Annotated in this window: 16 protein-coding genes and 1 pseudogene; 8 read left to right on the top strand and 9 right to left on the bottom strand. The window is 76.5% G+C overall.

What is annotated here, in order from left to right; all coding sequences use genetic code 11:
- Positions 1-143: 143 nt before the first annotated feature.
- A complete protein-coding gene (locus MUU72_RS06110; RefSeq protein ID WP_248012092.1) occupies positions 144-1544 on the top strand; it encodes an NADP-dependent succinic semialdehyde dehydrogenase in 1401 nt (466 codons plus the stop codon).
- Between the two features lie 57 nt (positions 1545-1601).
- Here the strand turns inward: MUU72_RS06110 and MUU72_RS06105 are convergent, their stop codons facing one another.
- The 4 genes from MUU72_RS06105 to MUU72_RS06090 form a co-directional block, all read right to left on the bottom strand.
- The gene (locus MUU72_RS06105; protein WP_248012091.1) at positions 1602-3215 is read right to left on the bottom strand and encodes a caspase family protein; all 1614 of its coding nucleotides are present in this window, start codon (positions 3213-3215) and stop codon (positions 1602-1604) included.
- A 139-nt stretch (positions 3216-3354) separates the two neighbouring features.
- Positions 3355-5502 carry a SpoIIE family protein phosphatase gene (locus MUU72_RS06100; protein ID WP_248012090.1) on the bottom strand — a complete coding sequence of 716 codons (2148 nt, stop codon included), beginning with the start codon at positions 5500-5502 and terminating at the stop codon, positions 3355-3357.
- Between the two features lie 463 nt (positions 5503-5965).
- Positions 5966-6751, bottom strand: a complete 786-nt coding sequence (locus tag MUU72_RS06095) for a crotonase/enoyl-CoA hydratase family protein (protein ID WP_248012089.1) — start codon at positions 6749-6751, stop codon at positions 5966-5968.
- On the bottom strand, positions 6751-8400 hold the full coding sequence (locus tag MUU72_RS06090; protein ID WP_248012088.1) for an acyl-CoA dehydrogenase family protein: 1650 nt from the start codon (positions 8398-8400) through the stop codon (positions 6751-6753). The genes MUU72_RS06095 and MUU72_RS06090 overlap by 1 nt, the downstream gene beginning before the upstream one ends.
- A gap of 109 nt (positions 8401-8509) precedes the next feature.
- On the opposite strand from MUU72_RS06090, the gene MUU72_RS06085 reads away from it, so the two are divergent.
- A complete protein-coding gene (locus tag MUU72_RS06085; protein WP_248012087.1) occupies positions 8510-9259 on the top strand; it encodes a PaaX family transcriptional regulator C-terminal domain-containing protein in 750 nt (249 codons plus the stop codon).
- Positions 9260-9959: 700 nt separating this feature from the next.
- The gene (locus tag MUU72_RS35215; RefSeq protein ID WP_282503733.1) at positions 9960-10697 is read left to right on the top strand and encodes a LysM peptidoglycan-binding domain-containing protein; all 738 of its coding nucleotides are present in this window, start codon (positions 9960-9962) and stop codon (positions 10695-10697) included.
- 208 nt (positions 10698-10905) lie between these two features.
- Here MUU72_RS35215 and MUU72_RS06070 read toward each other — a convergent pair whose 3' ends face one another.
- Complete coding sequence (locus tag MUU72_RS06070; RefSeq protein WP_248012086.1) at positions 10906-12306, bottom strand: amino acid permease; 1401 nt, start codon at positions 12304-12306, stop codon at positions 10906-10908.
- 87 nt (positions 12307-12393) lie between these two features.
- Positions 12394-13539, bottom strand: coding sequence for a lactonase family protein (locus MUU72_RS06065; RefSeq protein ID WP_372503006.1), 1146 nt, complete (start codon positions 13537-13539; stop codon positions 12394-12396).
- A gap of 220 nt (positions 13540-13759) precedes the next feature.
- Between MUU72_RS06065 and MUU72_RS06060 the strand changes: the two genes are divergently transcribed.
- Positions 13760-14848 (top strand): tetratricopeptide repeat protein, encoded by a 1089-nt coding sequence (locus MUU72_RS06060; protein ID WP_248012276.1) that lies wholly within the window; start codon positions 13760-13762, stop codon positions 14846-14848.
- Here MUU72_RS06060 and MUU72_RS06055 read toward each other — a convergent pair.
- A complete protein-coding gene (locus MUU72_RS06055; RefSeq protein ID WP_248012085.1) occupies positions 14742-16166 on the bottom strand; it encodes a lipase maturation factor family protein in 1425 nt (474 codons plus the stop codon). The two genes, MUU72_RS06060 and MUU72_RS06055, sit on opposite strands and share 107 nt — an antisense overlap.
- 425 nt (positions 16167-16591) lie before the next feature.
- Between MUU72_RS06055 and MUU72_RS06050 the strand changes: the two genes are divergently transcribed.
- Positions 16592-16762, top strand: a complete 171-nt coding sequence (locus tag MUU72_RS06050) for a hypothetical protein (RefSeq protein ID WP_248012084.1) — start codon at positions 16592-16594, stop codon at positions 16760-16762.
- A 75-nt stretch (positions 16763-16837) separates the two neighbouring features.
- Here the strand turns inward: MUU72_RS06050 and MUU72_RS06045 are convergent, their stop codons facing one another.
- Positions 16838-17413, bottom strand: a complete 576-nt coding sequence (locus tag MUU72_RS06045) for a TIGR03086 family metal-binding protein (protein WP_248012083.1) — start codon at positions 17411-17413, stop codon at positions 16838-16840.
- 169 nt (positions 17414-17582) lie between these two features.
- Here MUU72_RS06045 and MUU72_RS06040 point away from each other — a divergent pair, with 169 nt between their 5' ends.
- Positions 17583-19145 (top strand): AMP-binding protein, encoded by a 1563-nt coding sequence (locus MUU72_RS06040; RefSeq protein WP_248012082.1) that lies wholly within the window; start codon positions 17583-17585, stop codon positions 19143-19145.
- 26 nt (positions 19146-19171) lie between these two features.
- Here the strand turns inward: MUU72_RS06040 and MUU72_RS06035 are convergent, their stop codons facing one another.
- Positions 19172-20011 (bottom strand): nitroreductase/quinone reductase family protein, encoded by an 840-nt coding sequence (locus tag MUU72_RS06035; protein WP_248012081.1) that lies wholly within the window; start codon positions 20009-20011, stop codon positions 19172-19174.
- Positions 20012-20497: 486 nt separating this feature from the next.
- Between MUU72_RS06035 and MUU72_RS06030 the strand changes: the two genes are divergently transcribed.
- Positions 20498-22582, top strand: coding sequence for a restriction endonuclease (locus MUU72_RS06030; RefSeq protein ID WP_248012080.1), 2085 nt, complete (start codon positions 20498-20500; stop codon positions 22580-22582).
- A gap of 466 nt (positions 22583-23048) precedes the next feature.
- A pseudogene (locus tag MUU72_RS06025) lies at positions 23049-23267 on the top strand (hypothetical protein); the annotation flags it as partial.

The following is a 23267-nucleotide window of genomic DNA, read 5'->3' as shown; positions in this document are numbered from 1 at the left end:
CCCTCGCCGGTGCCGCGCCCGCCCGGCCCCGACCCGGTCCCGGACCCGTCCCCGGCGCCCCGGCCGCTGACCCGGCCGCCGGACGGCCCCTGAACCCGGCTCCCCCACCCGCCCCCGCAGCCCACCGCAAGGAGGTGCCGAACATGGCCATCGCCACGGTCAACCCGGCGACCGGCGAGACCCTCAAGACCTTCGACGCGCTCAACGCAGGCGAGATCGAGGACCGCCTGGTCCGCGCCGAACAGGGCTTCCAGCTGCACCGCAGCTCGTCCTTCGCCCGCCGCGCCGAACTGCTGCACAAGGCCGCCAACCTGCTGGAGGCCGACCAGGACGACGTCGCCCGGACGATGACCACCGAGATGGGCAAACCCCTGGCCCAGGCCCGCGCCGAGGCCGCCAAGTCCGTCAAGGCCATGCGCTGGTACGCCGACCACGCCGAGGCGCTGCTCGGCGACGAGCGCCCCGACCCCGCCGACGTGCACGACTCCGGCGCGGTCCGCGCGGTGGTGCGCTACCGGCCGCTCGGCCCCGTCCTCGCGGTGATGCCCTGGAACTTCCCGCTGTGGCAGGTCGTACGGTTCGCCGCCCCCGCCCTCATGGCCGGCAACACCGGACTGCTCAAACACGCCTCCAACGTCCCGCAGACCGCGCTCTACCTGGAGGAGCTCTTCCGCCGCGCCGGCTACCCCGACGGCTGCTTCCAGACCCTGCTGATCGGCTCCGGCGCCGTCGAGGACATCCTGCGCGACCCGCGGGTGGCCGCCGCCACCCTCACCGGCAGCGAACCCGCCGGCCGCTCGGTCGCCTCGATCGCCGGCGACGAGGTCAAGAAGACCGTCCTGGAACTCGGCGGCAGCGACCCCTACGTCGTCCTGCCCTCCGCCGACCTCGACAAGGCCGCCAAGGTCGCCGTCACCGCCCGCGTCCAGAACAACGGCCAGTCCTGCATCGCCGCCAAGCGGTTCATCGTCCACAACGACGTCTACGACGCCTTCACCGAGCGGTTCACCGCGGGCATGGCCGCGCTGACCGTCGGCGACCCGATGGACGAGGACACCGACGTCGGCCCGCTCGCCAGCGAACAGGGCCGCTCCGACCTGGAGGAACTGGTCGACGACGCGGTCCACCAGGGCGCCCGCGCGCTCTGCGGCGGCCGCCGCCCGCCCGGCGCGCAGGCCGGCTGGTTCTACGAGCCGACCGTGCTCACCGGCGTCACCCCGAGCATGCGGATCCACCGCGAGGAGGCGTTCGGGCCGGTCGCCGTGGTCTACCGCGTCGCCGACCTGGACGAGGCCGTCGCGCTCGCCAACGACACCCCGTTCGGGCTCAGTTCCAACGCCTGGACCAGGGACCCGGCGGAGCAGGAGCGGCTGGCCCGCGACCTCGTCGCCGGCGGGGTGTTCTTCAACGGCATGACCGCCTCCCACCCCGGCCTGCCGTTCGGCGGTGCCAAGCGCTCCGGCTACGGCCGGGAGCTGGCCGGCCACGGCATCCGGGAGTTCTGCAACATGACCACGCTGTGGTACGGGCCGGAGGAGGAGTAGCCCCGGCCCGCCCGCATCGCCGTCCCGATGCCCCTGACCCGGCGCGGCCCCGCCGGGTCAGGACGCGTCGCTCCACAGGGTGGCGGACAGCTCGAAGGTCGGGTTGGCCGGGCCCGCCCCGCTGCTGCTGTCCGTCGGGTCCACCTTGGTGAACACCACCTTCGCGACCTGGTTCTGGCTGGTCACCACGCACCAGACGGTGCCGGCGGTGATCTTGCCGGCGTTGGTGCGCGCGCCGAGGGGGTTGCCCTCGGCCGCCGCCCGGCAGGCCGCCGCGGTGTTCGTCCCGGCGTCCGCGGTGCCCGCCCGCAGCTGGGTGAACGCCGCGTCGCCGAGTTGGATGTACGCCGGGGACATACAGCCCACGTAGACCAGATCGGTGTCCTGGGTGGCGAAGGCCACCGCGTTGGCGGCGGGCTTGTCGAGGTCGAGTCCCTGGACGGGATTGCCCAGACAGGCCGCGGCGCGCCAGAACAGCTTGCGGTCGCGGTAGACGACGGTCGAGGTGTCGGCGGCCGGGCTGGGCCGGGCGTCCCGCGTGGGCGGGGCGCCCGTCGTCGCGGTGGGCGGGGGAGTGGTGGGGGTGGCGGGGGCGGTGCCGCCGGTGGTGCCCTGGGTGGTGTGGTTCCCGCCCCGGGTGCCGTCCGCCGCGCCGCCGGTGCCGGCGCTGTCCGCGCCGGTCAGGTGGTTGACCAGCGTCGTGGTCAGCACCACCGCGAGCGCGCCGGCGGCCGCGGCGGTGAGCAGCAGCAGCCCGCCCCGGCGCCGGGACCGGCGCGGCGGGACCGGCGCGACCGGGCCGTGCGGCGGCACCGGGCCGTGCGGTGGCACCGGGCCGTGCGGTGGCACCGGGTTCGGTGGGCGCACCGGACCCGGTGGCGGCACCGCGCCGGACGGACCCGGCGCGCCCGCGGCGCCCGCCGTGCCCGCCGGCCCCCGCATCAGCACCAGCGAGCCCGTCGCGCCGGACGCCAGCCGCTGCGGCCGGGGCATCGGCGTCGGCCGGCGGCTGAGCAGCCCGTCGGCGTAGGCGTGGATCTCGTCCAGGGTGAGCGGCATCGACGCGCCCAGCGCGTCCAGCAACGCGCCGGTGAACGCGGTGTACCGCTCCCCGGGGGGCGCCAGGGCCGGCGCGTTCTTCGGGGCGGCGGTGAGGATGTACGTGCCGGACAGATCCAGCTGGCCCAGCGCCAGCGACACCGGATCGGACATCACCGAGATCGCCCGGCCCGAGAAGCAGCAGTCCAGGATCAGCACCCGGGCCCGCGCCGGCGACCCCTCCAGATGCCGCTTCACCACGTCGATCGGCACCCCGGAGAACCGCACATGGCTCCGGTCGGTGGGCACCAGCCCCAGGTGCAGCCGCCCGTCGTCGTCCAGCACCCCGTGCCCGGCGTAGTAGACCAGCAGCAGCTCCCGCGCCTCCTCCTCCGCGCGGGTCAGCGCCTCGCCGATGGCCGCCGCGTCGGTGGGATCCGGCAGCACCCGGCAGTGCTCCGGGGCCAGCAGGCCGTGCGTGCCGTGGGTGAGCGCGTCCCGCAGCCCCCACAGGCTGTTCGCGACCGACGGCAGGTCGTCCAGACCCGGGCTGGTGAAGCGGCTCGTCCCGATCAGTACGGCGCGGCTCGCCGGGCCGTACGGGAACCACCGGCCCGCGGATCTGCCACTCATGGTGTCCTCCCCCAGGCGCGCTCCTCCACGGCGCGCGCTCGCCGCCATCCTGGCACGGCTGTCCCGGGGTCCGGACCGTTTCGCGCGCGGTGCGCACGCCGGGCGGCCGGCCGCCATCTCCCGGCGGACAGGCGGGAGTTCAGGTTCCGGTTCCGCCCGGGCCGGACGGCACCGTGAACTCGCACCACAGCGCCTTGCCCGAGCCCCGCGGCTCCGCGCCCCAGCGGTCCGCCAGCGCCTCCACCAGCAGCAGCCCGCGGCCCGAGGTCGCGGTCTCGCCGGGCCGGCGGCGGCGCGGCCACTGGCTGGAGCGGTCCTCGACCTCCAGCCGGATCCGGGGCGGCGCCCCGGGCAGCAGCTCCACCGAGACCAGCGCGCCGCTCTCGGTGTGGGTGAGCGCGTTGGCGATCAGCTCGGAGGCGGCGACCTCCACGTCGTGGGTGACCGCGCCGGCCCGCCACTGGTCCAGGGTGCGGCGCAGCGCCGAGCGGACCTCCGCGGTGCCCGCCGGGTCGGCCTGGTGCACGTGCAGCCGCATCCGCGGGGTGGCGGCCTCCCCGGGGACCGCGCTGCGGTGGAGCAGCAGCAGCGCCATGTCGTCGTCCGAGCCCGGCCGGGCCCACAGGTGGTCGGAGAGCCGGTCGGCCAGCGCGTCCAGCTCGGCCGGGCCGGCCCGGACCGTGGCGGACAGCGCGGCCATGCCCGCCGAGATGTCCCGGCCGGGCTGCTCGACCAGCCCGTCGGTGCACAGCAGCAGCGTCGAGCCCGGCTCCAGGAACAGCTGGGTCTCCGGGAAGTGGTCGTGGCCGAAGCCGGTGGCCAGGCCCAGCGGCAGTCCGCCGCTGGTCTCCGGCCAGTCGATGTGCCGGGAGCTGTTGCAGATCAGCGGCCCCAGATGACCGGCCCGGGCCAGGTGCAGCGCCCCGGACTCCAGGTCGGCCTGGACGTAGGTGCAGGTCGCGAACCGCTCGGTCTCCAGCTCCGCCAGGAAGCGGGAGGCCCGCACCAGCACCGTCTCCGGGGCGTGCCCCTCGCTGGCATAGGCCCGCAGCGCGATCCGCAGCTGGCCCATCACCGCCGCGGCGTGCGTGTCGTGCCCCTGGACGTCGCCGACCACCAGCCCGACGCGGCCCTGCGGCAGCGCGATCACGTCGTACCAGTCGCCGCCGACGTCCCGGCCGACGCTCGCCGGGTGGTAGCGGACGGTGACCTCGCCGCCCGCGATGGGCGGCAGCCGGCGCGGCAGCATCGCCGCCTGGAGGCCGGTGGCGAACTCCCGCTCCTGGTCGAAGAGGGTCGCCCGCTGGAGGGACTGCGCCACCACACCGGCCAGCGCCAGCGCCAGGTTCCGCGCCTCCGTCGACTGCACGGCCGGCTCGTGGTTGAACAGCCCCAGCGCCCCCAGCACGGTGTCCTGGGCGATCAGCGGCAGGAACGCGGCGCTGCCGGTCGGCAGCACGTCGACGTAGGGCCGCAGCTGCGGGTAGCGGGCGACCAGCTCGCCGCGGGTGCTCAGGAAGCTCGGCCGCCGGTGGCGCACCGCCTCGGACAGCGGCAGGGTGTCGTCCAGCCGCGAGCGCATCATGTCCTCGGGCACGTCGCCGTCCAGCCCGGCGGTCGCGATCACCTCGAAGCGGTCGTTCTCCACCAGCCCCAGCACCAGCGCATCCGCGCCGAACCGCCGGGCGCCGCCGGCCCCGGTCAGCACCCGCGTCACGTCCCGCACCGACAGCGCCCGGGCCAGCGCGGCGGTGGTCTGCTGCACCATGACCGTCTGCCGCTGCCGCTCCTGCTGGAGCGAGCGCAGCAGCGCGGAGTCGGCGAGTTCGCTGGTCGCCTCCCGGACGATGCCGATGACCCGGTACGCCACGCCCCGCGCGTCGTGCAGGATCCGGCCCTGGGAGTGCGTCCACCGGCGGGTCCCGTCCCGGCACTGGACGCGGAAGTACGCCCCGTAGGAGGAGCTGCCGTCCTGGAGGGCCTGGGAGAGCGCGGCGTCCAGGCGCATGCCCTCCTCCGGTGGCACCCGGGAGATCAGCGACATCGGCGCCCCGTCGTACTCGCCGGGGCGCAGGTCGAAGACCTCCATCGCGCCGGGGTCCAGCTCCATCGCGCCGCGGTCCAGGTCCCAGTCGAAGGTGCCCATGCGGTTGAGCGAGAGCCGCTCGCGCAGGCCGACCGGCTCGCGGTGGGACACCCCCGGCACCGACTCCTCGACCCGGGGCGCGTCCCGGTCGGCGCGGGGGGCGTAGCGCCCCGCGGAGGGGTCGGGGGGCCGCTGGGCCATGCGAACACCTTAGGCGGGGCCCGGGCGGCCCGCATTCCCGGCGGCCGCCGCCCGCAGCGGCGGCGCGCCGTCCCTCCGGCCGGGGCCCGCCGCGCGGGCCGGGTCCGGGCCGCCTCAGGCGTGCGCCGCGGTCCGGGCCGCCGGTGCCACCGGCCGGGTGCTGGGCGTCCGGTGCACCCGGGTGGCCCGCCGGGCCACGCCCCGCCCGGCAGCGCCCGGCGGCCCACCGCGCCGGGCGCCCGCCCGGCGGCCCACCGCGCCGGGCGCCCGCCCGGTGGTGGGCGGCGGACCGCCGGCCGGCGCCCCGGGGCCGGTCCGCGGCCACTGCCGTTCGGTCAGCTCCGGCGCCGGCGGGCCCAGTTCGTCTTCGCACCTGCCCGGCTTTCCCTCACGTGCGCCGGGCAGGTGGTGACGGAACGAGGAAGCCGGGGTGGACGCAGGGCGAGCGGCCGCCACCGGGCGGTCAGCGGCCGTCGTCGGGTGCCCCGTGCCGGCCGGCGCCGCCCGCGAACCGTGCCGCGCCCGTCAGCCCCTCGGCCAGCACGGCCTGCCCGTACCGGAGTTCGGCGGCCAGCGCGGCCGCCTCGTCGCGGCCCTCCTGGTCCAGCAGCGCGTCCCGGTCGCTGCGCAGGCACGCCTGGGGGAGGCGGGCCAGCTCCGCGGCCAGGCGCTCGGCGGCGGCCCGTGCGGTGCCGGTGGGCACCACGCGGCTGACCAGCCCGATGTCCAGCGCCTCCGCGGCGGGCACCGGGCGGCCGGTGAGCACCAGGTCCCGGGCCCGGCCCGCGCCGATCAGCCGGGGCAGCCGCACCGTGCCGCCGTCGATCAGCGGGACGCCCCACCGCCGGCAGAAGACCCCCAGCACCGCGTCCTCCTCCGCGACCCGCAGATCGCACCAGAGCGCCAGCTCCAGGCCGCCGGCCACCGCGTGCCCGGCGATCGCCGCGATCACCGGTTTGCCCAGCCGCATCCGGGTCGGCCCCATCGGCCCGTCGCCGTCCGGCGCGACGCGGTTGCCGCGCGCGGTGCCGGCCGCCTTCAGGTCGGCCCCGGCGCAGAACGTGCCGCCCGCGCCCCACAGCACCGCCACCCGCGCCTCCGGGTCCGCGTCGAACTCCCGGAAGGCATCAGCGAGCTGACGGGCCGTCGGGCCGTCCACCGCGTTGCGCACCGCGGGCCTGGACAGCACCACCGTCGTCACCGGACCGGCCTTCTCGACGCGGACCGGCGCGCCGGGCCCCGCGCCCATCAGGCGGCGTCCGCGCCGGTCCGGGCGCGGGCGAGGACCCCGGTGAGGTCGGCGCCGGGCGGCAGGGTGCCGAACGCGTGCCCCCACTCGCCGTCCAGCCGGGAGGCGCAGAACGCGTCGGCCACCGCCGGGGTGCTGTGCCGCACCAGCAGCGCGCCCTGGAGCACCAGGGCCAGCCGCTCCGCCAGCGAACGGGCCATCAGCTGCGCCCGGTCGGTGTCGCCGAGCCCGCCGATCAGCTTCCGCAGCCCGGCCGCCGCCGCGTCCAGCCGCCGGTCGGCGCCGGCCGCGGCCTCGACCTCCGCGAAGTAGGCGTCCAGCGCGTCCGGTTCGCGGGACAGCGCGCGCAGCACGTCGAGCGCGGCGACGTTGCCCGAGCCCTCCCAGATGGACAGCAGCGGCGCCTCCCGGTAGAGCCGCGGCATCCCGGAGTCCTCCACGTAGCCGTTGCCGCCCAGGCACTCCAGCGCCTCCGCCGCGTGGCCGCTGCCGCGCTTGCACACCCAGTACTTCCCGGCGGCCAGCGCCAGCCGGCGCAGCGCCGCCTGCCCGGCGTCGCCGGCCTGCGACCGGTCCACCGCAGCCGCCAGCCGCAGGCCCAGCACCGTCGCCGCCTCGGACTCCACGGCCAGGTCGGCCAGGACCGCGCGCATCAGCGGCTGCCGGTCCAGCTCCCGGCCGAACGCCCGCCGGTGCGCGGTGTGGTGCAGCGCCTGCCGCAGCCCCGCCCGCATCCCGGCCGCCGAGCCCAGGACGCAGTCCAGCCGGGTCATGTTGACCATCTCGACGATGGTCCGCACCCCGCGGCCCGGCTCGCCGACCGGCCAGGCGACGGCGCCGGCGTACTCGATCTCGGAGGAGGCGTTGGAGCGGTTGCCGAGCTTGTCCTTCAGCCGCATCAGGTGCATCCCGTTGCGGGTGCCGTCCGGCAGCACGCGCGGCACCAGGAAGCAGCTCAGCCCCTCCGCGGTCTGCGCCAGGGCCAGGAAGACGTCGCTCATCGGGGCCGAGGTGAACCACTTGTGGCCGGTGAGGCGGTAGCTGCCGTCCCCGGCCGGCACCGCCGCGGTGGTGTTCGTCCGGACGTCGGAGCCGCCCTGCTTCTCCGTCATCGACATCCCGGCGATCAGCCCGCGCTTGGTCAGCGGCGGCCGCAGCCCGGCGTCGTAGTGCCGGGCGGTGAGCAGCGGCTCGTACGCGGCGGCGAGTCGGGGCGCGGCGCGCAGGGCCGGCACCGCGGCGTAGGTCATCGAGACCGGGCAGCCGTGGCCGGGCTCGGCCTGCGACCAGACGTAGAACTTGGCGGCGCGCACCAGGTGCGCCCCCGGCCGGGTCTCGGCCCACGGTGCGGCGTGCAGGCCGTGCTCCACCGCGGTGGCCATCAGCCGGTGCCACGCCGGGTGGAACTCCACCTCGTCCACCCGGTGCCCGAACCGGTCGTGGGTGTGCAGCCGCGGCGGCTGCTGCTCCGCCCACCGGGCCTGGTCCTGGACCTCCGCCGAACCGGCCAGCGCGCCGAGCGCGGCCACCTCCGGCTCGCCCCAGGCGCCGCCGTCCCGGCGCAGCGCCTCCAGGAGTGCCGGCTCGTCCGCGGTGCTGAAACCGGTCAGCGGCGGGGCCTGATTGGTGACTTCGTGGGTGACGGTCATACCGCGACGTTACAGATTTCCTGCGGGCGAGGGAAGACTGTAAGGCGCGGGGGCGGCGCCGTCCCCCGGGGAGGGCGGCCCGCGCCCACGACCTAGACTTCCGGCACCTATGAACGACGCCGCCCCGCCCGCCCTCCGGCCGCTGACCGCCCGCTCCGTGGTGCTGAGCACCCTGCTCGGCCACCACCCGCCCCGGCTCCCGGCGCGCGCCCTGGTGCGGGTCGGGGAGCTGTTCGGCATCGCCGAGGGCACCGTCCGGGTCGCGCTGTCCCGGATGGTCGCGGCCGGCGACCTGCGGCAGGACCCGGACGGCTACGCGCTCACCGCCCGGCTGCTGGCGCGCCAGGCCCGGCAGGACGAGAGCCGCGCCCCGCGCACCCGGCCGTGGACCGGTGACTGGGAGGTCGCGGTGGTCACCGCCGACCGCCGCCCGCCCGCCGAACGCACCGCCTTCCGCCAGGCGATGGCCGCGCTGCGGCTGGCCGAACTCCGCGAGGGCAGCTGGCTGCGCCCGGCCAACCTCGACCGGCCCCGCCCGGCGGCGGCCGCCGCGCCGTGCGCGTGGTTCACCGCCGTGCCCGACGGCGACCCGGCCGCCCTGGCCCGGAGCCTGTGGGATCTGCCCGGCTGGGCCGCCCGCGCCCGCGACCTGCTCGCCGCCCTGGACCGCGCGGCCACCCCCGCCGACCGCTTCACCGCCGCCGCGGCCGTCCTCCGCCACCTCCTCACCGACCCGCTGCTGCCGGCCCCGCTGCTGCCCGCCGACTGGCCCGGCGCCGCCCTGCGCGCCCGCTACGCCGCCTTCGAGGCCGAACTCCGGGAGCTGCTGCGCGCGTTCCTGGCCCCCGGCGACCGGTAGCGCGGACGGGCCCGCCCGCCCCTGGCGCGCGGGTGCCACCCCCCGGGGCGCGGCGCTCCCCGGCCCCCGCGGGCGGCGGGTCGGGGCGGCGGAGGGGCGCACGGGCGGCGCGGCGACGCGCGGGGAGGCGGGGGGCCGGGGTCCGGGCGGGGGCGCGCGGAACGGGCCGGGCCGGCCGGGGCCGGTGCGCCCGGCGGCCGCGCGCCGCGCGACCGGCCGCCGGCCGGGGAACGGCCTGCCGCCCTCCGGTGCCCGGCCGGCGGTCGCACCGCCCCGCCGGCCGTGCGCGGTCCGTGCGGCCCCCCGCCGCGCGTGTGCACCGAGGCCGGCGGAGGCACAGGGCGTAACCCCCCGAAGTCGAACGCGCGTCCGGTGGTGGGGCGGGCCGGCCCCCGGGGCGCGAGGGGTGCGCCCCTACCCGCCGGGTCCGTGCCCCATGCGGAAGATTCCGTCCCCCTTCCGGCGGCGAGGGGGCAGAGCGCCCACCGAAGGCGCTACCGCGCGCTCTGCCCGTGCCGAGCGGCCCATGATTGTCTCTTGCTCGTCGAATTCGACGGCCCGGAGAAAGCACCCGACGATCCAGAATCCCAGAACTCGCCGAAAACGCTGACAACTTCGCGCGCTCGCCGGCCCCGGCCCGCCGGAAATCCGGACCGAGCGGCATCCGAACAGGAACAGCACACGCGACGGGAGTACGCACATGGAAACGCAAGCCGTACCGGTGGCCCAGGAATCCGGGGAAGCGCGGAGGTGCCGGGCCGGGGAATTCCCGCCGGCCGACCGGGCCGCCCGCGCCGAAGCGGTCCGCGGCCGGGGCGCCCGGGGCGTCACCGCGGCCGCCGTCCTGCTCGCGGCCGGCGCGCTCGGCGTGGCCGCCGAGGAACCGGCCGAGGCGGTCAGCGGCTCCACCTGGGACCGCCTGGCCCAGTGCGAAAGCGGCGGCAACTGGCGTACCGACACCGGCAACGGCTTCTCCGGCGGTCTCCAGTTCGGCCACTCGACCTGGCATTCCTTCGGCGGCCGGGCCTATGCGCCGCGGGCCGCCCGGGCCAGCCGGGCGCAGCAGATCCAGGTCGCCGAACGGGTCCTGGCGCGCCAGGGCTGGGGCGCCTGGCCGGCCTGCGCGGCCTCCCTGGGGCTGCGCGGCACTCCCCGCGGCGGCGGCGCGCACACCCTGCCGGCCCCCCGAAAGGCCGCCCCCGCACACCCCCGCACCCGGCACGAAAAGCCCCGGAACGCGCCCTACGAAAAGGAGCGGCACCGGGCGTCCGACGGCACCGTGGTGGTCAATGCGGGCGATACGCTGAGCGGAATCGCCGCCGTCCACGAAAAGCCCTGGCGGGAAATCTACCGGCAGAACCGCCAGGTTATCGGCGCCGATCCGAATCTCATCTACCCGGGCACCCGGCTGACCGTTCCGGGATCCGCTGCGGATTGACGGGGGTTGCCCCGGCCGCCGCGACGTGAGCGGCCGGGGCCGCTGATTGCCGCTCATTCCCGGGCTGTTCCGAGGGAATTCCGGGGACCGGTGCACAGGTCCCCGACGGAAATCCCAGGCCTTTCCTTCCCGGGGAATGCGGGACCCGGTGCGCGAGGGGGGCCAGGCCGTCCGCGGCGCCGCGGACGGCCTGGAGCGCCGGGCTGCCTCAGTCCCGCCCGACCCGCTTCCGCACCTCGTAGGCGGCCAGCACCACACCCAGCGTGAGCAGGCTCAGCCAGAACTGCGCCCGGCTGTCCGGCAGCACCGCCATCGCCCCGATCACCAGCGCCATCAGCGCGATGGTCAGCCGGCTCAGCCAGGGGAAGCCCCACATCCGCAGGGTCAGCCGCTCCGGCGCGGAACGCTCCAGCCGGCGCCGCATCCGCAGCTGCGCCACCGCGATCGCCAGATAGACGAACAGGGCGATCGCGCCGTAGGAGTCGATGAGGAAGGCGAAGACGACATCGGGCGAGATCCACGCCGCGATCACCGACAGATACCCGACCGAGGTGCCGGCCAGCAGGGCCCGGCGCGGCACCCCGCTCGCACCGACCTTGGTCAAGCCGCGCGGCGCGTCGCCGTTGCGGGTCAGTGCGAAGAGCATCCGGGACGAGGTGTAGAGCGCGGAATTCAGGCAGGACAGCACGGCGATCAGCACCACGGCGTTCATCACCGTCCCGGCCGCCGGTACCGCCAGCCGGTCCAGCACCGCCGCGTACGGGCTGACCTCGATCGCCCGCGCCGTCCAGGGCACCACCGCCACCACCACCAGGACCGAGAGCACGTAGAACGCCACCACGCGCAGCACGATCGAGCGGATCGCGTCCGCCACCGCCCGCTCCGGCTCCACCGACTCCGCGGCGGCGATGGTGACGATCTCCGCGCCGGTGAAGAAGCCGACGCACGGTACGACGGCGGCCAGCACGGCGCCGATGCCCGCCGGCGCGAAGCCGCCGTGCGCGGTGAGCAGCCCCAGGCCCCCGGGCGCGTCCGGCCACAGCCCCAGCACGAAGAGCCCGCCGAGGAACAGGAACACCACGATCGCCACGACCTTGACCGAGGAGAACCAGTACTCGAACTCGCCGTAGGAGCGCGCCGACACCAGGTTCGTCGCGGTCAGCAGCGCCATCAGCACCAGGCTCACCGCCCACAGCGGCACACCGGGCAGCCACAGCCGGACGATCCGGCCGCCCGCCACCGCTTCCACGGCCACCACGATCACGAAGAAGTACCAGTACAGCCAGCCCACCGCGAAGCCGGCCCGGTGCCCGAGGGTCTCCCGGACGTGCGCGTAGAACGACCCCAGCGCCGGGCGGGCCACCGTCATCTCGGCGAGCATCCGCATGATCAGGACGGTCAGTCCGCCGGCCGCCAGGAACGACAGCACCGCGGCCGGCCCGGTGGACCGGATCACCACGCCGCTGCCGACGAACAGTCCCGCACCGATCACCCCGCCCAGCGCGATCAGCCGCACATGGCGGCGCCGCAGGCCCTGCCGCAGGCCGCTGCCGGCCGGGTCGGCGCCGGTGGCGGCGCCGGATGCCGATGCTGTGGTTTCCGTCCTCATGGGGCGCGACGCTAACGCGCCAATCCTGCGGCGCCGTTGCCGCAGTGTTTCAGCCGCCCGGCCCGCCCCGCCCGGCCGGGGCGCGGGTCAGTACGGCAGCACGCACACCGCCATCGGCGCCGGGAACGGCTCCCCGGTCCGCGTCAGCGCCCCGGTCCGGGCGTCCACCGCGAACACCGTCACCGTCCCGGACTTCTGGTTCGCCGCGAACAGCCACCGCTGGTCCGGCGAGAAGGCCAGCTGCCGCGGGAAGTCCCCGCCCACCGGGACGGTGCCCAGCAGCCGCAGCCGCGCCCCGCCGTCCGCCACGGCGTACCGGGTGAGGCTGTTGGGGCCGCGATTGGCCAGGAAGGCGAACCGCCCGTTCCGCGTCACCAGGAACTGCGCCGGGTAGCTCACCCCCGGGCCGGTCCCGGTGGACTGCGGCGCCCCGGGCGCGAGCCGCCCGCTGCCCGGGTCGTAGCGGCAGACCACCGCCGTGTTGTCGACCTCGTTGGCCAGGTAGGCGTACCGCCCCGAGGGGTGGAACGCCAGGTGCCGCGGACCGGCGCCGGGCCGCAGCGCCGCGTACGACACCGGCGCCAGCGTCCCGGCCCGCGGGTCGAGCCGGTAGGTGTAGACGGTGTCGTTGCCCAGGTCGACGGCCAGCACGTGGCGGCCGTCCGGGGCGGTGACGACCTGGTGCGCGTGCGGCCCGCTCTGACCGGGGCCGGGCGGCGGAAAGGAGTGCGTCACCAGGTCCGTGCGCGGGCCCAGCGCCCCGCTCGCCGGATCGATCGGGTGCACCGCCACGCTCCCGGAGAGGTAGTTGGCGCTCAGCAGCCACCGCCCGCCCGGGTGGACCGACAGGTGGCACGGCCCGGCCCCGCCCGTGGACCGGCTGCCCAGCACCACCGGGGCGCCGCCGCGCGGCAGCGCCACCGCCGTCACCGCGCCGTCCGCCCGCTCGTCGACCGCGTACAGCGTGCGGCGGTCCGGGGCCGGCGCCAGATACGACGGGTCGGCCACGCCCGCCACCACGCCGGCGGCGGTCAGCGCGCCGGTCACCGGGTCGTAGCCGGCCAGCCCGATGCCGCTGCCGCCGCCCGGCCGGGAGGTGTACGTCCCCAGGAACAGCGGCCGTGCCCGGCGCGCCCCGGCCGGCGCGGCCGCCACCCCGGCGGCCCCCGCCGCCACCGCCCCGGCCCCCGCCACGAACCGCCGCCGCCCGATCCCCGCACCCGCCTCACCCACACCGCACCTCCGGTGCCGTAATGCCCTGCCCGAGCAAAGATATTGACGCCCCGTCAGCTCACGCTACCCCGAGATCCCCCTACGTCACGGTGATGACCACCGGCCCCGCACGTAGCACTCCAGTCGTACGCCACAACCCATACCCGGACGGATTCGCGGCACCCCCTGCCTTCCGTACGTTCGTGATCACCGCTAACGAATGATCGAGAGGCCCCCCACGATGTACGGCAAGGCATTCGCCCCGGAGTACCAGGGCGAACTGGGTTCGGCACTGAGCGTGAACTCCTCCTACGAAGAGGTCCTGGCCACCGCGCACCGCGCCCTGGCCGACGCGGCGACCCCGCTCGCCCGGTCCAGGGCCCAGCTCGCCGTCGCCGAGGCCAACCGGCGGCTGGGCCGGGTCGAGGCGGCCGGGACCGCCTGGCGGGCCGCCTACCGCAGCGCCCGCACCGCCGGCGACGCGGCCGCCATGGCCTGGGCGCTGTGGAGCGGCGGCACCCTGGCCCGCCAGTGCGGCGCCCTGTCCCTGGCCCGCCGGCTGCTCGGCCACGCGGTGGCGCTGGCCGAGACCGGCGGCGACCGCCTGGCCCACGGCTACTCCCTGGCCGGGCTCGCCGAGACCGGCCGCATCCAGGGCGACTACGCCGCCGTCGCCGCCCTGCACGAGGAGCTCCTGGCCCAGGCCCGCACCCACGGCGAGGCCCGCCACATGGTCTGGGCGATGTCCGGCATAGCCCAGATGCACCGCAACACCGGCGACCACGGCAAGGCCCTGGAGCTGTTCGAGGAGTCCGCGCGGATCGCCGCCGAGGCCGACGACTTCCGCGGCCGGGCCTGGTCGCTGCGCGGGGTGGCCGACGTGCTCTCGGTCCGCGGCGAAGCGGACCGGGCGCTGGACCTGCTCTCCGAGGCCGAGACCCTCTGCCGCACCATGGACCTGGCCGGTGCGCTCGCCTACAACCACAAGATGCGCGGCAACGTCCTCTACCGCGCCGGCCGCTACGCCGCCGCCCGCGACACCTACGCGCTGGCCCTGCGGGAGTTCCGCGAGATGCGGGAGCCGCGCGGTGAGGCGCTCGCCCGGCTCGGACTGGCCAAGTCCCGCGCCCGGCTGGGCCGCGACCGCGCCGCCACCCTCGCCGAACTCGACGTGCTGGAAGCCGACTTCACCCGCATCGGGCTGCGCCACGCCCGCGAGATGGTCATCGCCTTCCGGACAGAGCTGACCGCGACACCGGCGGCAGGAACTCCCGCTCCGCGGTCCGGTGCCACCACTCACCGGTCTCCCGCAGTTCCCGCCAGGTCGTGAAGCGGTAGCGGAACACCCGCGCCCGCACCCGGGCCGGCGGCACGTCCGGGAAGGGATTGCGGCGCAGCAGCCGCAGCGCGTCCCGGTCGTTCTCCAGCAGCCGCGCCACCAGCGGTACGAACCACGGCCGGGCGTAGGCCGGCGACAGCGCCGCGAACCACATCAGCCAGTCCAGCCGCAGGTGGTACGGCGCGAACTGGCGCGGCAGCCGGCCCGTTTCGCCCGGCTTGCCGTGGAACTCGTACGCGTGCCAGGTCGTCCCCGGGCCGGACACCGCGTCCGCCGTGCCCTCGATGACGATCTCCCGGCGGACCCGGGTGATGCTGCCGAACGCCCCGTAGGAGTTGACCAGCCGCAGCGGATCGTAGGAGGTGTTCATCAGCTGCCCCCGGGTCAGCAGATTGCGGGCCGGGCGGTAGCTGAGCACCAGGACGCCGGCCGCGGCGGCGGTCACCAGCGCCTCGAACCACACCGGCGCGGCGCCCGGCGCGGCCGGCGGACCGCCCCACAGCGGGGCCGCCGCCGACAGGGCCAGCGCGATGGTGATCCAGTTCAGCCAGGCGAAGTTGCCGGACAGCACCAGCCACAGCTGGGTGACGGCCATGCCCAGCGCCGCCCACCCGGCCACCGGCTGCGGGGTGAACAGCAGGACCGGCAGCACGAGTTGGGCGACGTGGTTGGCGGCCGTCTCGACCCGGTGCAGCGGTTTGGGCAGGTGGTGGAAGAACCAGCTGAGCGGGCCCGGCATCGGCTGGGTCTCGTGGTGGTAGTACAGGCACGTCAGATCGCGCCAGCAGCGGTCCCCGCGCAGCTTGATCAGCCCGGCGCCGAACTCCACCCGGAACAGCAGCCAGCGCAGCAGCCACATGGTCAGCACCGGGGGAGCGGTGTCGGCGTTCCCCAGGAAGACCGCCAGCACCCCGGCTTCCAGCAGCAGCGTCTCCCAGCCGAAGCCGTACCAGGTCTGCCCCACGTTGACGATGGACATATACATCGCCCACAGCACGGCCCACATCAGCATCGCCGCGCCCAGCGGCACCGCGTCCGCCGCTCCCGCCGCGACCGTCGCCGCCAGCGCCGCCCCGCACCACGCCCACCCCGCGAAGAAGCGGTCCGAGTAGTGCAGGTGGAACACGGAAGGGGAGAGCCGGAACGGCACCCGCGCGGTGAAGCCGGGCACCGGCAGCAGCCCCCGGACGCCCAGCAGCGCCCGGAACTGCCGGGCCGCCGCCACGAACGCGACCAGATAGAGCACCGCGAGCATCCGCTGGAAGACCAGCCGCCCGAGCCAAGAACCAGGATCCGCGAACCATTCCACCCGCCCATGGGTAGCACCGCGGCCACCGGCGCACCGGCACGGCACGCGGACGGGCGCCGCTCGCGCATACGCGCTACCTTCCCAGGCTACGGAACGGCCCGGCGGCGGCAACCGGGGTGCCGCGGACGCGGCGCGGACGAGCGGGCCGACGGCCGGTGGAGTGAATGACGGAGCGTAGCGCCGCGCCCGGGGGCGGGCCGGAGCGCCGGGCGGCTTTCCGGCCCCCCGGCGACCTGCCGTTCCCGCCCGAAAACGTCGAGCGGTTCACCGGGCGCGCCGATATTCTGGAAGGTGACGGACGACCCTCCTGGGAGACGCCAACACCATTGGCCCGTCGCGGGAACGCCACAAACCCTGGCCGACCTCCCGGTTTGTGAACAAGGCGCCACCGCGTCGGAACCAATACCTCGATGAAGGAGTGCGTGGTGGCAGTGCACAAGGCTCAACACAAGCAGCCCCGTCTGAAGCAGGGCGAGCGCCCCGGGCGAATCAAGGAAGTCCGCAACCTCGAAGCCTGGGACCGCTGCGCTCCGGTGCGCCTGGCGGGCTGCGACGAGGATCCGGGCGAATCCCACATCGTCCGCGGTATCGACTGACCCGGGCCCTCGCGCCGGCCCCGGCCCCCGCAGCGGGGCCGGGGCCGGCGCCCGTCCCTCCGCCGCCCGGCCGGCTCAGGGCCGGCGGCCCAGCAGGCACAGCAGCCGCGTCAGCTCGTCGGCGCCCTTCGGCGGCTTCACCGGCGCGGCGAACAGCCCGGTGCCGGCCAGCGCCCCGGCGTACGGCTCGACCTCCCGCAGCGCGGCCGACACCAGCTCCGCGGGCAGGCGCTCGTCGGCGCCGATCGCCCGCGACAGGTCCCAGGTGTGCACCACCGCGTCCGCGGTCATCTGCGTGCAGTACGCGTCGGCCGGGGTGGTGCCGTACGAGAGGTGGACGGAGCGGCGCAGCGCGCCCGGCGCGGCGAACGCGGCGTGCGCCGCCGCGGCCGCCCGGTCCCAGGCCCCCACCGGGTCCTCGCCCAGCTGGTCGCCGTCGAAGTCCCCGTCCAACTCGGCGATCGTGGCGCCGTCCCGCACCAGGCGCGGCACCCACAGCTGCTCCGCCGTCAGGTGGTTGACCAGGTCGAACACCGACCACGCGGTGCACGGGGTGGGCGCCTCCCACTGGTCCTCGGCCACCGCGTGGACCCGGGAGCCGAAGAGCCGCAGCGCCTCGCCGTGGGCGCGCAGGATCGCGTTGTCGTTCATGGCCCCGAGGATAGGAGCGCCCACCGGCGGCGGCGCCCGGTGCGGGGCGATCGGAGCACCGGGGCGCGGCGGGGATGGCGCGGGGCGCTCTGGTGGGTGCCCGGCGGTCGGCTGTTCAATGAGCCGGACCGGTGTGCGCCGGTCCTGGCCGCTCCCCTCTGGAGGCACCATGGAACCCGCCGCACCGCCCGCCACCGCTGCCCCCGCCGTCCGCTGCGCCGGTCACGAGCGCGGCGTCGCCGCACTCCTGGACCGCGCCGCCCGGATCGCAACGGGCCTGGCCGGCCGGGGAGTCGGCCCCGGCGACCGGGTCGCCGTGGTGCTGCGCAACGAGCCCGCGCACCTGGAGATCACCGCCGCGGCCGCCTCGCTCGGCGCCTGCGCCGTCCCCGTCAACTGGCACTTCCGCCAGGACGACCTGCGCCATGTGCTCACCGACAGCGGCAGCGCGGTGGTCTTCGCCCATACCGACCTGCTGCCCGCGGTGACCGCCGTCCTCCCCGCCGGCGTACCGGTCGTCGAGGTGCCGGTGCCGCCCGGGGTGGCCGCCGCCTGCGGCACCGCCGCCCCACCCCCCAGCGGCCGGTACCCCCTCCTCGACGCCTGGCTTGCGGAGCACCCGCCGCTGGCCCGCCCCGTCGCGGAGCGCCCGCCCACCGTCATCTACAGCTCCGGTACGACCGGGCGCCCCAAGGGGGTGCTGCGCGAACCGGTCGGCCCGGAGCGGCTCGCCGAGGCGGTGGCGGGCTTCCTGGAGTACTTCGCGGTCGCGCCCGGCGGCCGGACGCTGATCCCCGCGCCGCTGTACCACGCGGCGCCCAGCCAGCACGCGGCGCTGGCGCTGGCCGCCGGACTGGACATCACGCTGATGCCGCGGTTCGACCCCGAGGAGTTCCTCCGGCTGGTCGAGCGGCGCCGCATCGAGCAGACGCAGATGGTCCCCACCATGTTCGTCCGGCTGCTGCGGCTGCCCAAGGAGGTGCGCGAGCGCTACGACCTGTCCTCGCTGACCTCCGTGGTGCACGCCGCCGCGCCCTGCCCGCCGCACATCAAACACGCCATGATCGACTGGCTGGGACCGGTCCTGCGGGAGTACTACGGCGGCAGCGAGACCGGCGCGGTGACCTGGTGCGACAGCGCGGAGTGGCTGGCCCGGCCCGGCACCGTCGGACGCGCCCGGGGCAGCTGCGCGGTCGCCGTCCTCGGCCCCGGCGGGCAGCCGCTGCCGCCCGGCGCCACCGGCGAGGTCTACGTCCGCCCCGCCGACACCTGGCCCCGCTTCAGCTACCTCGGCCACCCCGCCGACCGCGCCGCCATGGAAGCCCCCGGCCTGCCCGGATACGTCACCCTCGGCGACCTCGGCCACCTCGACGCGGACGGCTACCTCTACCTCAGCGACCGCCGCGCCGACCTGGTCATCTCCGGCGGCGTCAACATCTACCCGGCCGAGATCGAGGGCTGCCTGCTCGCCCTGGACGGGGTCCGGGACGCCGCGGTGTTCGGCGTCCCCGACGAGGAGTACGGCGAGGCCCTCGCCGCCCACCTGGAGACCGATCCCCGGGTACGGCTCACCGCCGCGGCGGTCCGTGCCCACGTCGCCGGGCGGCTGGCCGCCTACAAGGTGCCCCGCACGGTGGTCTTCGAGGAGCGGCTGCCGCGGGACGAGTCCGGCAAGCTCTTCAAACGCCGCCTGCGGGACCCGTACTGGGACGGCCACGGCCGCCGGATATGACCCGGCGGCCGCGGCCGTGCCCGCGCTCAGCCCGCCGCCGCGTCCAGCGCCGGGATCAACTCCTGCTCCTCGTAGTCGAGATGAGCCTCCAGCTCGCCGGCCAGCCGCTCGACCTCGGCGCGTACCGCACCGGGCTCCGCGGCCGGGGCGGCCAGCACCTGCCGCAGCGCCTCCAGGAGCGCGGCGATGCTCCGGTGCTCCTCGTCGAGCCGGTCCAGGACCGGTGCCAGGTCCGGCCGGTGGCGGCGGAGCGCGGGGAACATCATGCGGTCCTCGCCGGTGTGGTGGTTGTCCAGGCCCTGGCACAGCGTCAGGCAGTTGATCCGCAGCTGGGCGCCCAGGACGGAGCCGGTGGCGGCCAGTTCCTTGCGGATCAGGGCCAGTTCGCGCCGGAACGCGTCGTGCACGAGGCCGACCGACTCGCCCGGCGTCGCCCCGGCGAACCGCGGCGGACCGGCCTCGGCCGGGGCCAGCGCCACCACCGGGATGGTCCGCCGGGTCTTCGCCTGGTAGGCGGCCCAGCCCGGATCGGCCTCGACGGCGCGGGCGAAGACCTCGTCGCGCTCGGCACCGGACAGGACGGTGGCCTCCGCCTCGTAGGTGAACACCCCGGTCTCGACGGTGACCCGCGGGTGGGCGACGAGGTTGCGGAACCAGTCCGGGTGGCGCGGGGAGCCGCCGGCCGAGGCGATGACGAGGATCCGCGCGCCGTCGGGGAGGTAGCCGACCGGGGTGGTGTGCCGGGCGCCGGTGCGGGCGCCGGTGGTGGTCAGCAGGACCAGCCGGCCGCCCTCGAAGGGGCCGCCGACCCGGCCGCGGTTGGCCCGGAACTCGTCGATGACCTGCTGGTTGAAGTCAAGGGGCATGAAGGGATTCGTCTCCGGGGATGAGGAGCCCGGGGCAGGGCCGCCGGGGCAGGGTGAAGCGCCACGCGACGGCGGTGGCGGCGCGGCAGGGCGCGCGGCACGGCAGCGTCCGCGGTGCGGAAGGGGGGTGCGCGCAGCGGCCGCGCGCGGCAGTGCCGTCGGCGCGGTGGGAGGCGCGGAAAAGGAAGCGGTGGAACGGAAGAGGGGAGGAGGCGGGTCGCGTACCCGCCGCGCGGTCACGGAGTGACCGGGCGCCTCACTCGTGCGTGGCCCATGGCCGACCCGGTAGTCACGCCGCCCACCGTACGGGCACACCCGTGCGAAGGCAATGCGGAATTGGCCCCTCCGTCCGCCGTCCCCCCGCACACCGCCGCCACGCCCCCCCGATACAGTCGGCCCACCACAGCAGACCAGGGCAGACCGGCACAGACAGCGCGGCTGCCACCGGGTTCCGGGGGACGCCCCGGGGGGAGGACGAACCGCGAGATGAGCCGCCGTTCCCAGGGATTACTCGGCATCTGGGCCGAGGCGCAGCGCCAGCAGCAGCGCCGGGCGGAGGCCGAACACCGCGCCCGGGCGCAGCAGCAGCGGGAACAGGAGCGGCAGGCCCGCGCCGCCGAACGCGCCATGGCGCGGATGCACCGCGAACGGCAGAGCGCCTACCGCCGGCAGCGGGAGGCCGACGCCCGCCGCCGCACCGAGGAGCTCGACGCCCGCGTCGAGGCCCTCACCGGCCTGCTCGCCGCCGGCTGCCGGGCGCCCGCCTTCACCGCCGAGGCCCTGCGGCGCCCCGAACGCGTCGAGCCGTTCGCCCCCGGCGCGCTGGCCGCCCCGGTGGCGATGCCCGACCCGGCGCGCTATCAGGTGCCCACCGGCGGCATGCAGTTCGGCGCCCGCCGCGACCGCGCCCAGCAGGAGGCCCGGGCCCGCTTCGAACAGGACTGGTACGCGGCCCAGGCCGCCGAGGCCGACCGGCAGTCCCGGCTCGCCGCGTACCAGCAGCAGTACGACCAGTGGGCGGCCGCCGCGCTGGCCGAGATACGCCGGCACAACGCGGGCGTCGAGGAACTGCTCGCGGGCCTGCGCGCCGGCGACCCGGACGCGGTCGTCGAATACTTCTCCGCCGCCCTGTACTCCGGCACGTCCTGGCCCGAGGGCTTCCCCCGCCAGCTCAGCGCCGGCTACGACACCGCCGCCCGCCAGCTCGTCCTGGACTGGGAACTGCCCGGCTACGACGTCGTCCCGGCCGTCAAGGCCGTCCGCTACCTCCCCACCCCCGACGAGGAGCGCGAGACCGCCCGCCCGGCCGCCCAGCGCCGGGCCCTGTACCGCGAGGTGCTCGCGCAGAGCGTCCTGCTGGTGCTGCGCGACCTGTTCGCGGCGGACCCGCACGGCGCGCTGGACTCGGTGGCCCTCAACGGCTTCGTCGACGACGTCGACCCGGTCACCGGCCGCCCCGCCAAGATCTTCCTGGCCACCGTGCTGGCCACCCGGGACGCCGTCGGCTCCTACCACCTGGACCGGGTCAGCGCCCCCGAGTGCCTGACCGAGGGCCTGCGCGGGCAGCTCTCCGCCCGGCCCGACCAGCGCACCCCGGTACGCCCCGGCCGGCGCCCGGACGACATCGCCGGCGGCAGCGCGGTGGTCTCCCACGGCACCGACGGCGAACCGGACCTGTACGCGATGGACCCGCTGGCCTTCGAGCAGCTGATCGCCGAGCTGTTCCGCGCCATGGGGATGCAGGCCGTCACCACCCAGCGCTCCGGCGACGGCGGGATCGACGTGGATGCCCTGGACCCGGATCCGGTCCGCGGCGGCAAGATCGTCGTGCAGGTCAAGCGCTACCGCAACACCGTCCCGCCGTCCGCCGTCCGCGACCTGTACGGCACCGTCCAGTCCGAGGGCGCCAACAAGGGCGTGCTGGTGACCACCTCGCAGTTCGGGCCGGGCGCGCACAGCTTCGCCCAGGGCAAGCCGCTCACCCTGATCGCCGGGCCGGAACTCGTCGACCTGCTCGGCCGCCACGGGCTGCGCGGCCGCCTCGGCCCCGGGGACGACACCCCCGGCCCGCCCGCCGGGGACCCCGGCGACCACAACGTCCTCGCCCTGAACTGGACGGGACCGGCCGCCCTCGACATCTGCGCCCTGGTCTGCAAGGGCGGCACCGTCCTGGGCGACGACCACTTCGTGTTCTTCAACAACCCCGCCACGCCGGACGGTTCGGTGCGGATGCTGCCCGGGGTCACCGAGGACCGCGCCGCGCTGCGGGTCGGCTTCGGGGAGCTGCCGCCGGCCGCCGACCGGCTGGTGCTGGTCGCCGCGGTGGACACCGAGACCGACCCGGACGGCGACCTCGGGGGCTTCACCGACGCCCGGGTCCGGCTGCTGGACGCCGCCGGCGCGGAGCTGGACCGGCTGCCGGTCTCCGACGGGCGGCCCGGCGAACGGGCCCTGGTGCTCGGCTCGTTCCGCCGCCGCGCCGGCGACGACTGGGACTTCGTGCTGGGCGGCCAGGGCTATCCGGGCGGACTGGCCGCCCTGGTGGGCGACTTCGGCATCGAGGTCGCCTGACCGGGCCGGGCGGGCGCGGGTCGCCCGAGCCGGCGCGGCCCCTCCGGGCGAGCAGGCCGTCGGCCCCCTCCGGGCGGTCGCGGTGCGGGAGGTGAGCGGTGCCCGCCACCCGCTCCTGGCGGGCGCCGGGCATCCCGGCCGGATACCGGCGCCGACCGGGCAGCCCGCGACCGGCGGGGGCGGCTCCGGTGGCGCCGCCCAGGTGGGGCCGCCCCGGCCGCCGCTGCCCGGTGCAGCACGCGGGCCCCACGCCGGTGTCCTGTGCGGACCGGCCGGCGGGGCGGCCGCCCGCGGCGCCCCAACGCATCGCCATCCGACGGGAGTTGGTGGCGAGGCGTGCCAACCGCCCGGCCCGCCGCGCGCCGCCCGGGGCGCGGCGGGCCGGGCGCGGCCGTCCGGGGGACAGCGGCGGACACCGCCGCACACGGTCGATTTCCGCCACCGCACCGCCTGATATCTGTCGGATATGAGCGCGTTCTCCCGGTACGCAGCGGCCGCCCTGCTCCCCGCCCTCGCGGCCCTGGCCGCGCTGGCCACCGGCTGCGGCACCGGGCCGGGCGACCCGCCGCCCACCGCACCGCGGACCGCCCCGCCGCACCCGGCCCGGCGCGCCGTCCCGCAGCGGCGCGGGCAGCCACGGCCCCCCCTACCGTTCGCGGCGGGCCCGGGCCGAGCCCAGCAGGTC

Source organism: Streptomyces rhizoryzae, assembly GCF_023155275.1.
Taxonomy (GTDB): domain Bacteria; phylum Actinomycetota; class Actinomycetes; order Streptomycetales; family Streptomycetaceae; genus Streptomyces; species Streptomyces rhizoryzae.
Note: the sequence above shows the minus strand (reverse complement) of the source record. Positions and strands in the feature narration are given on the sequence as shown.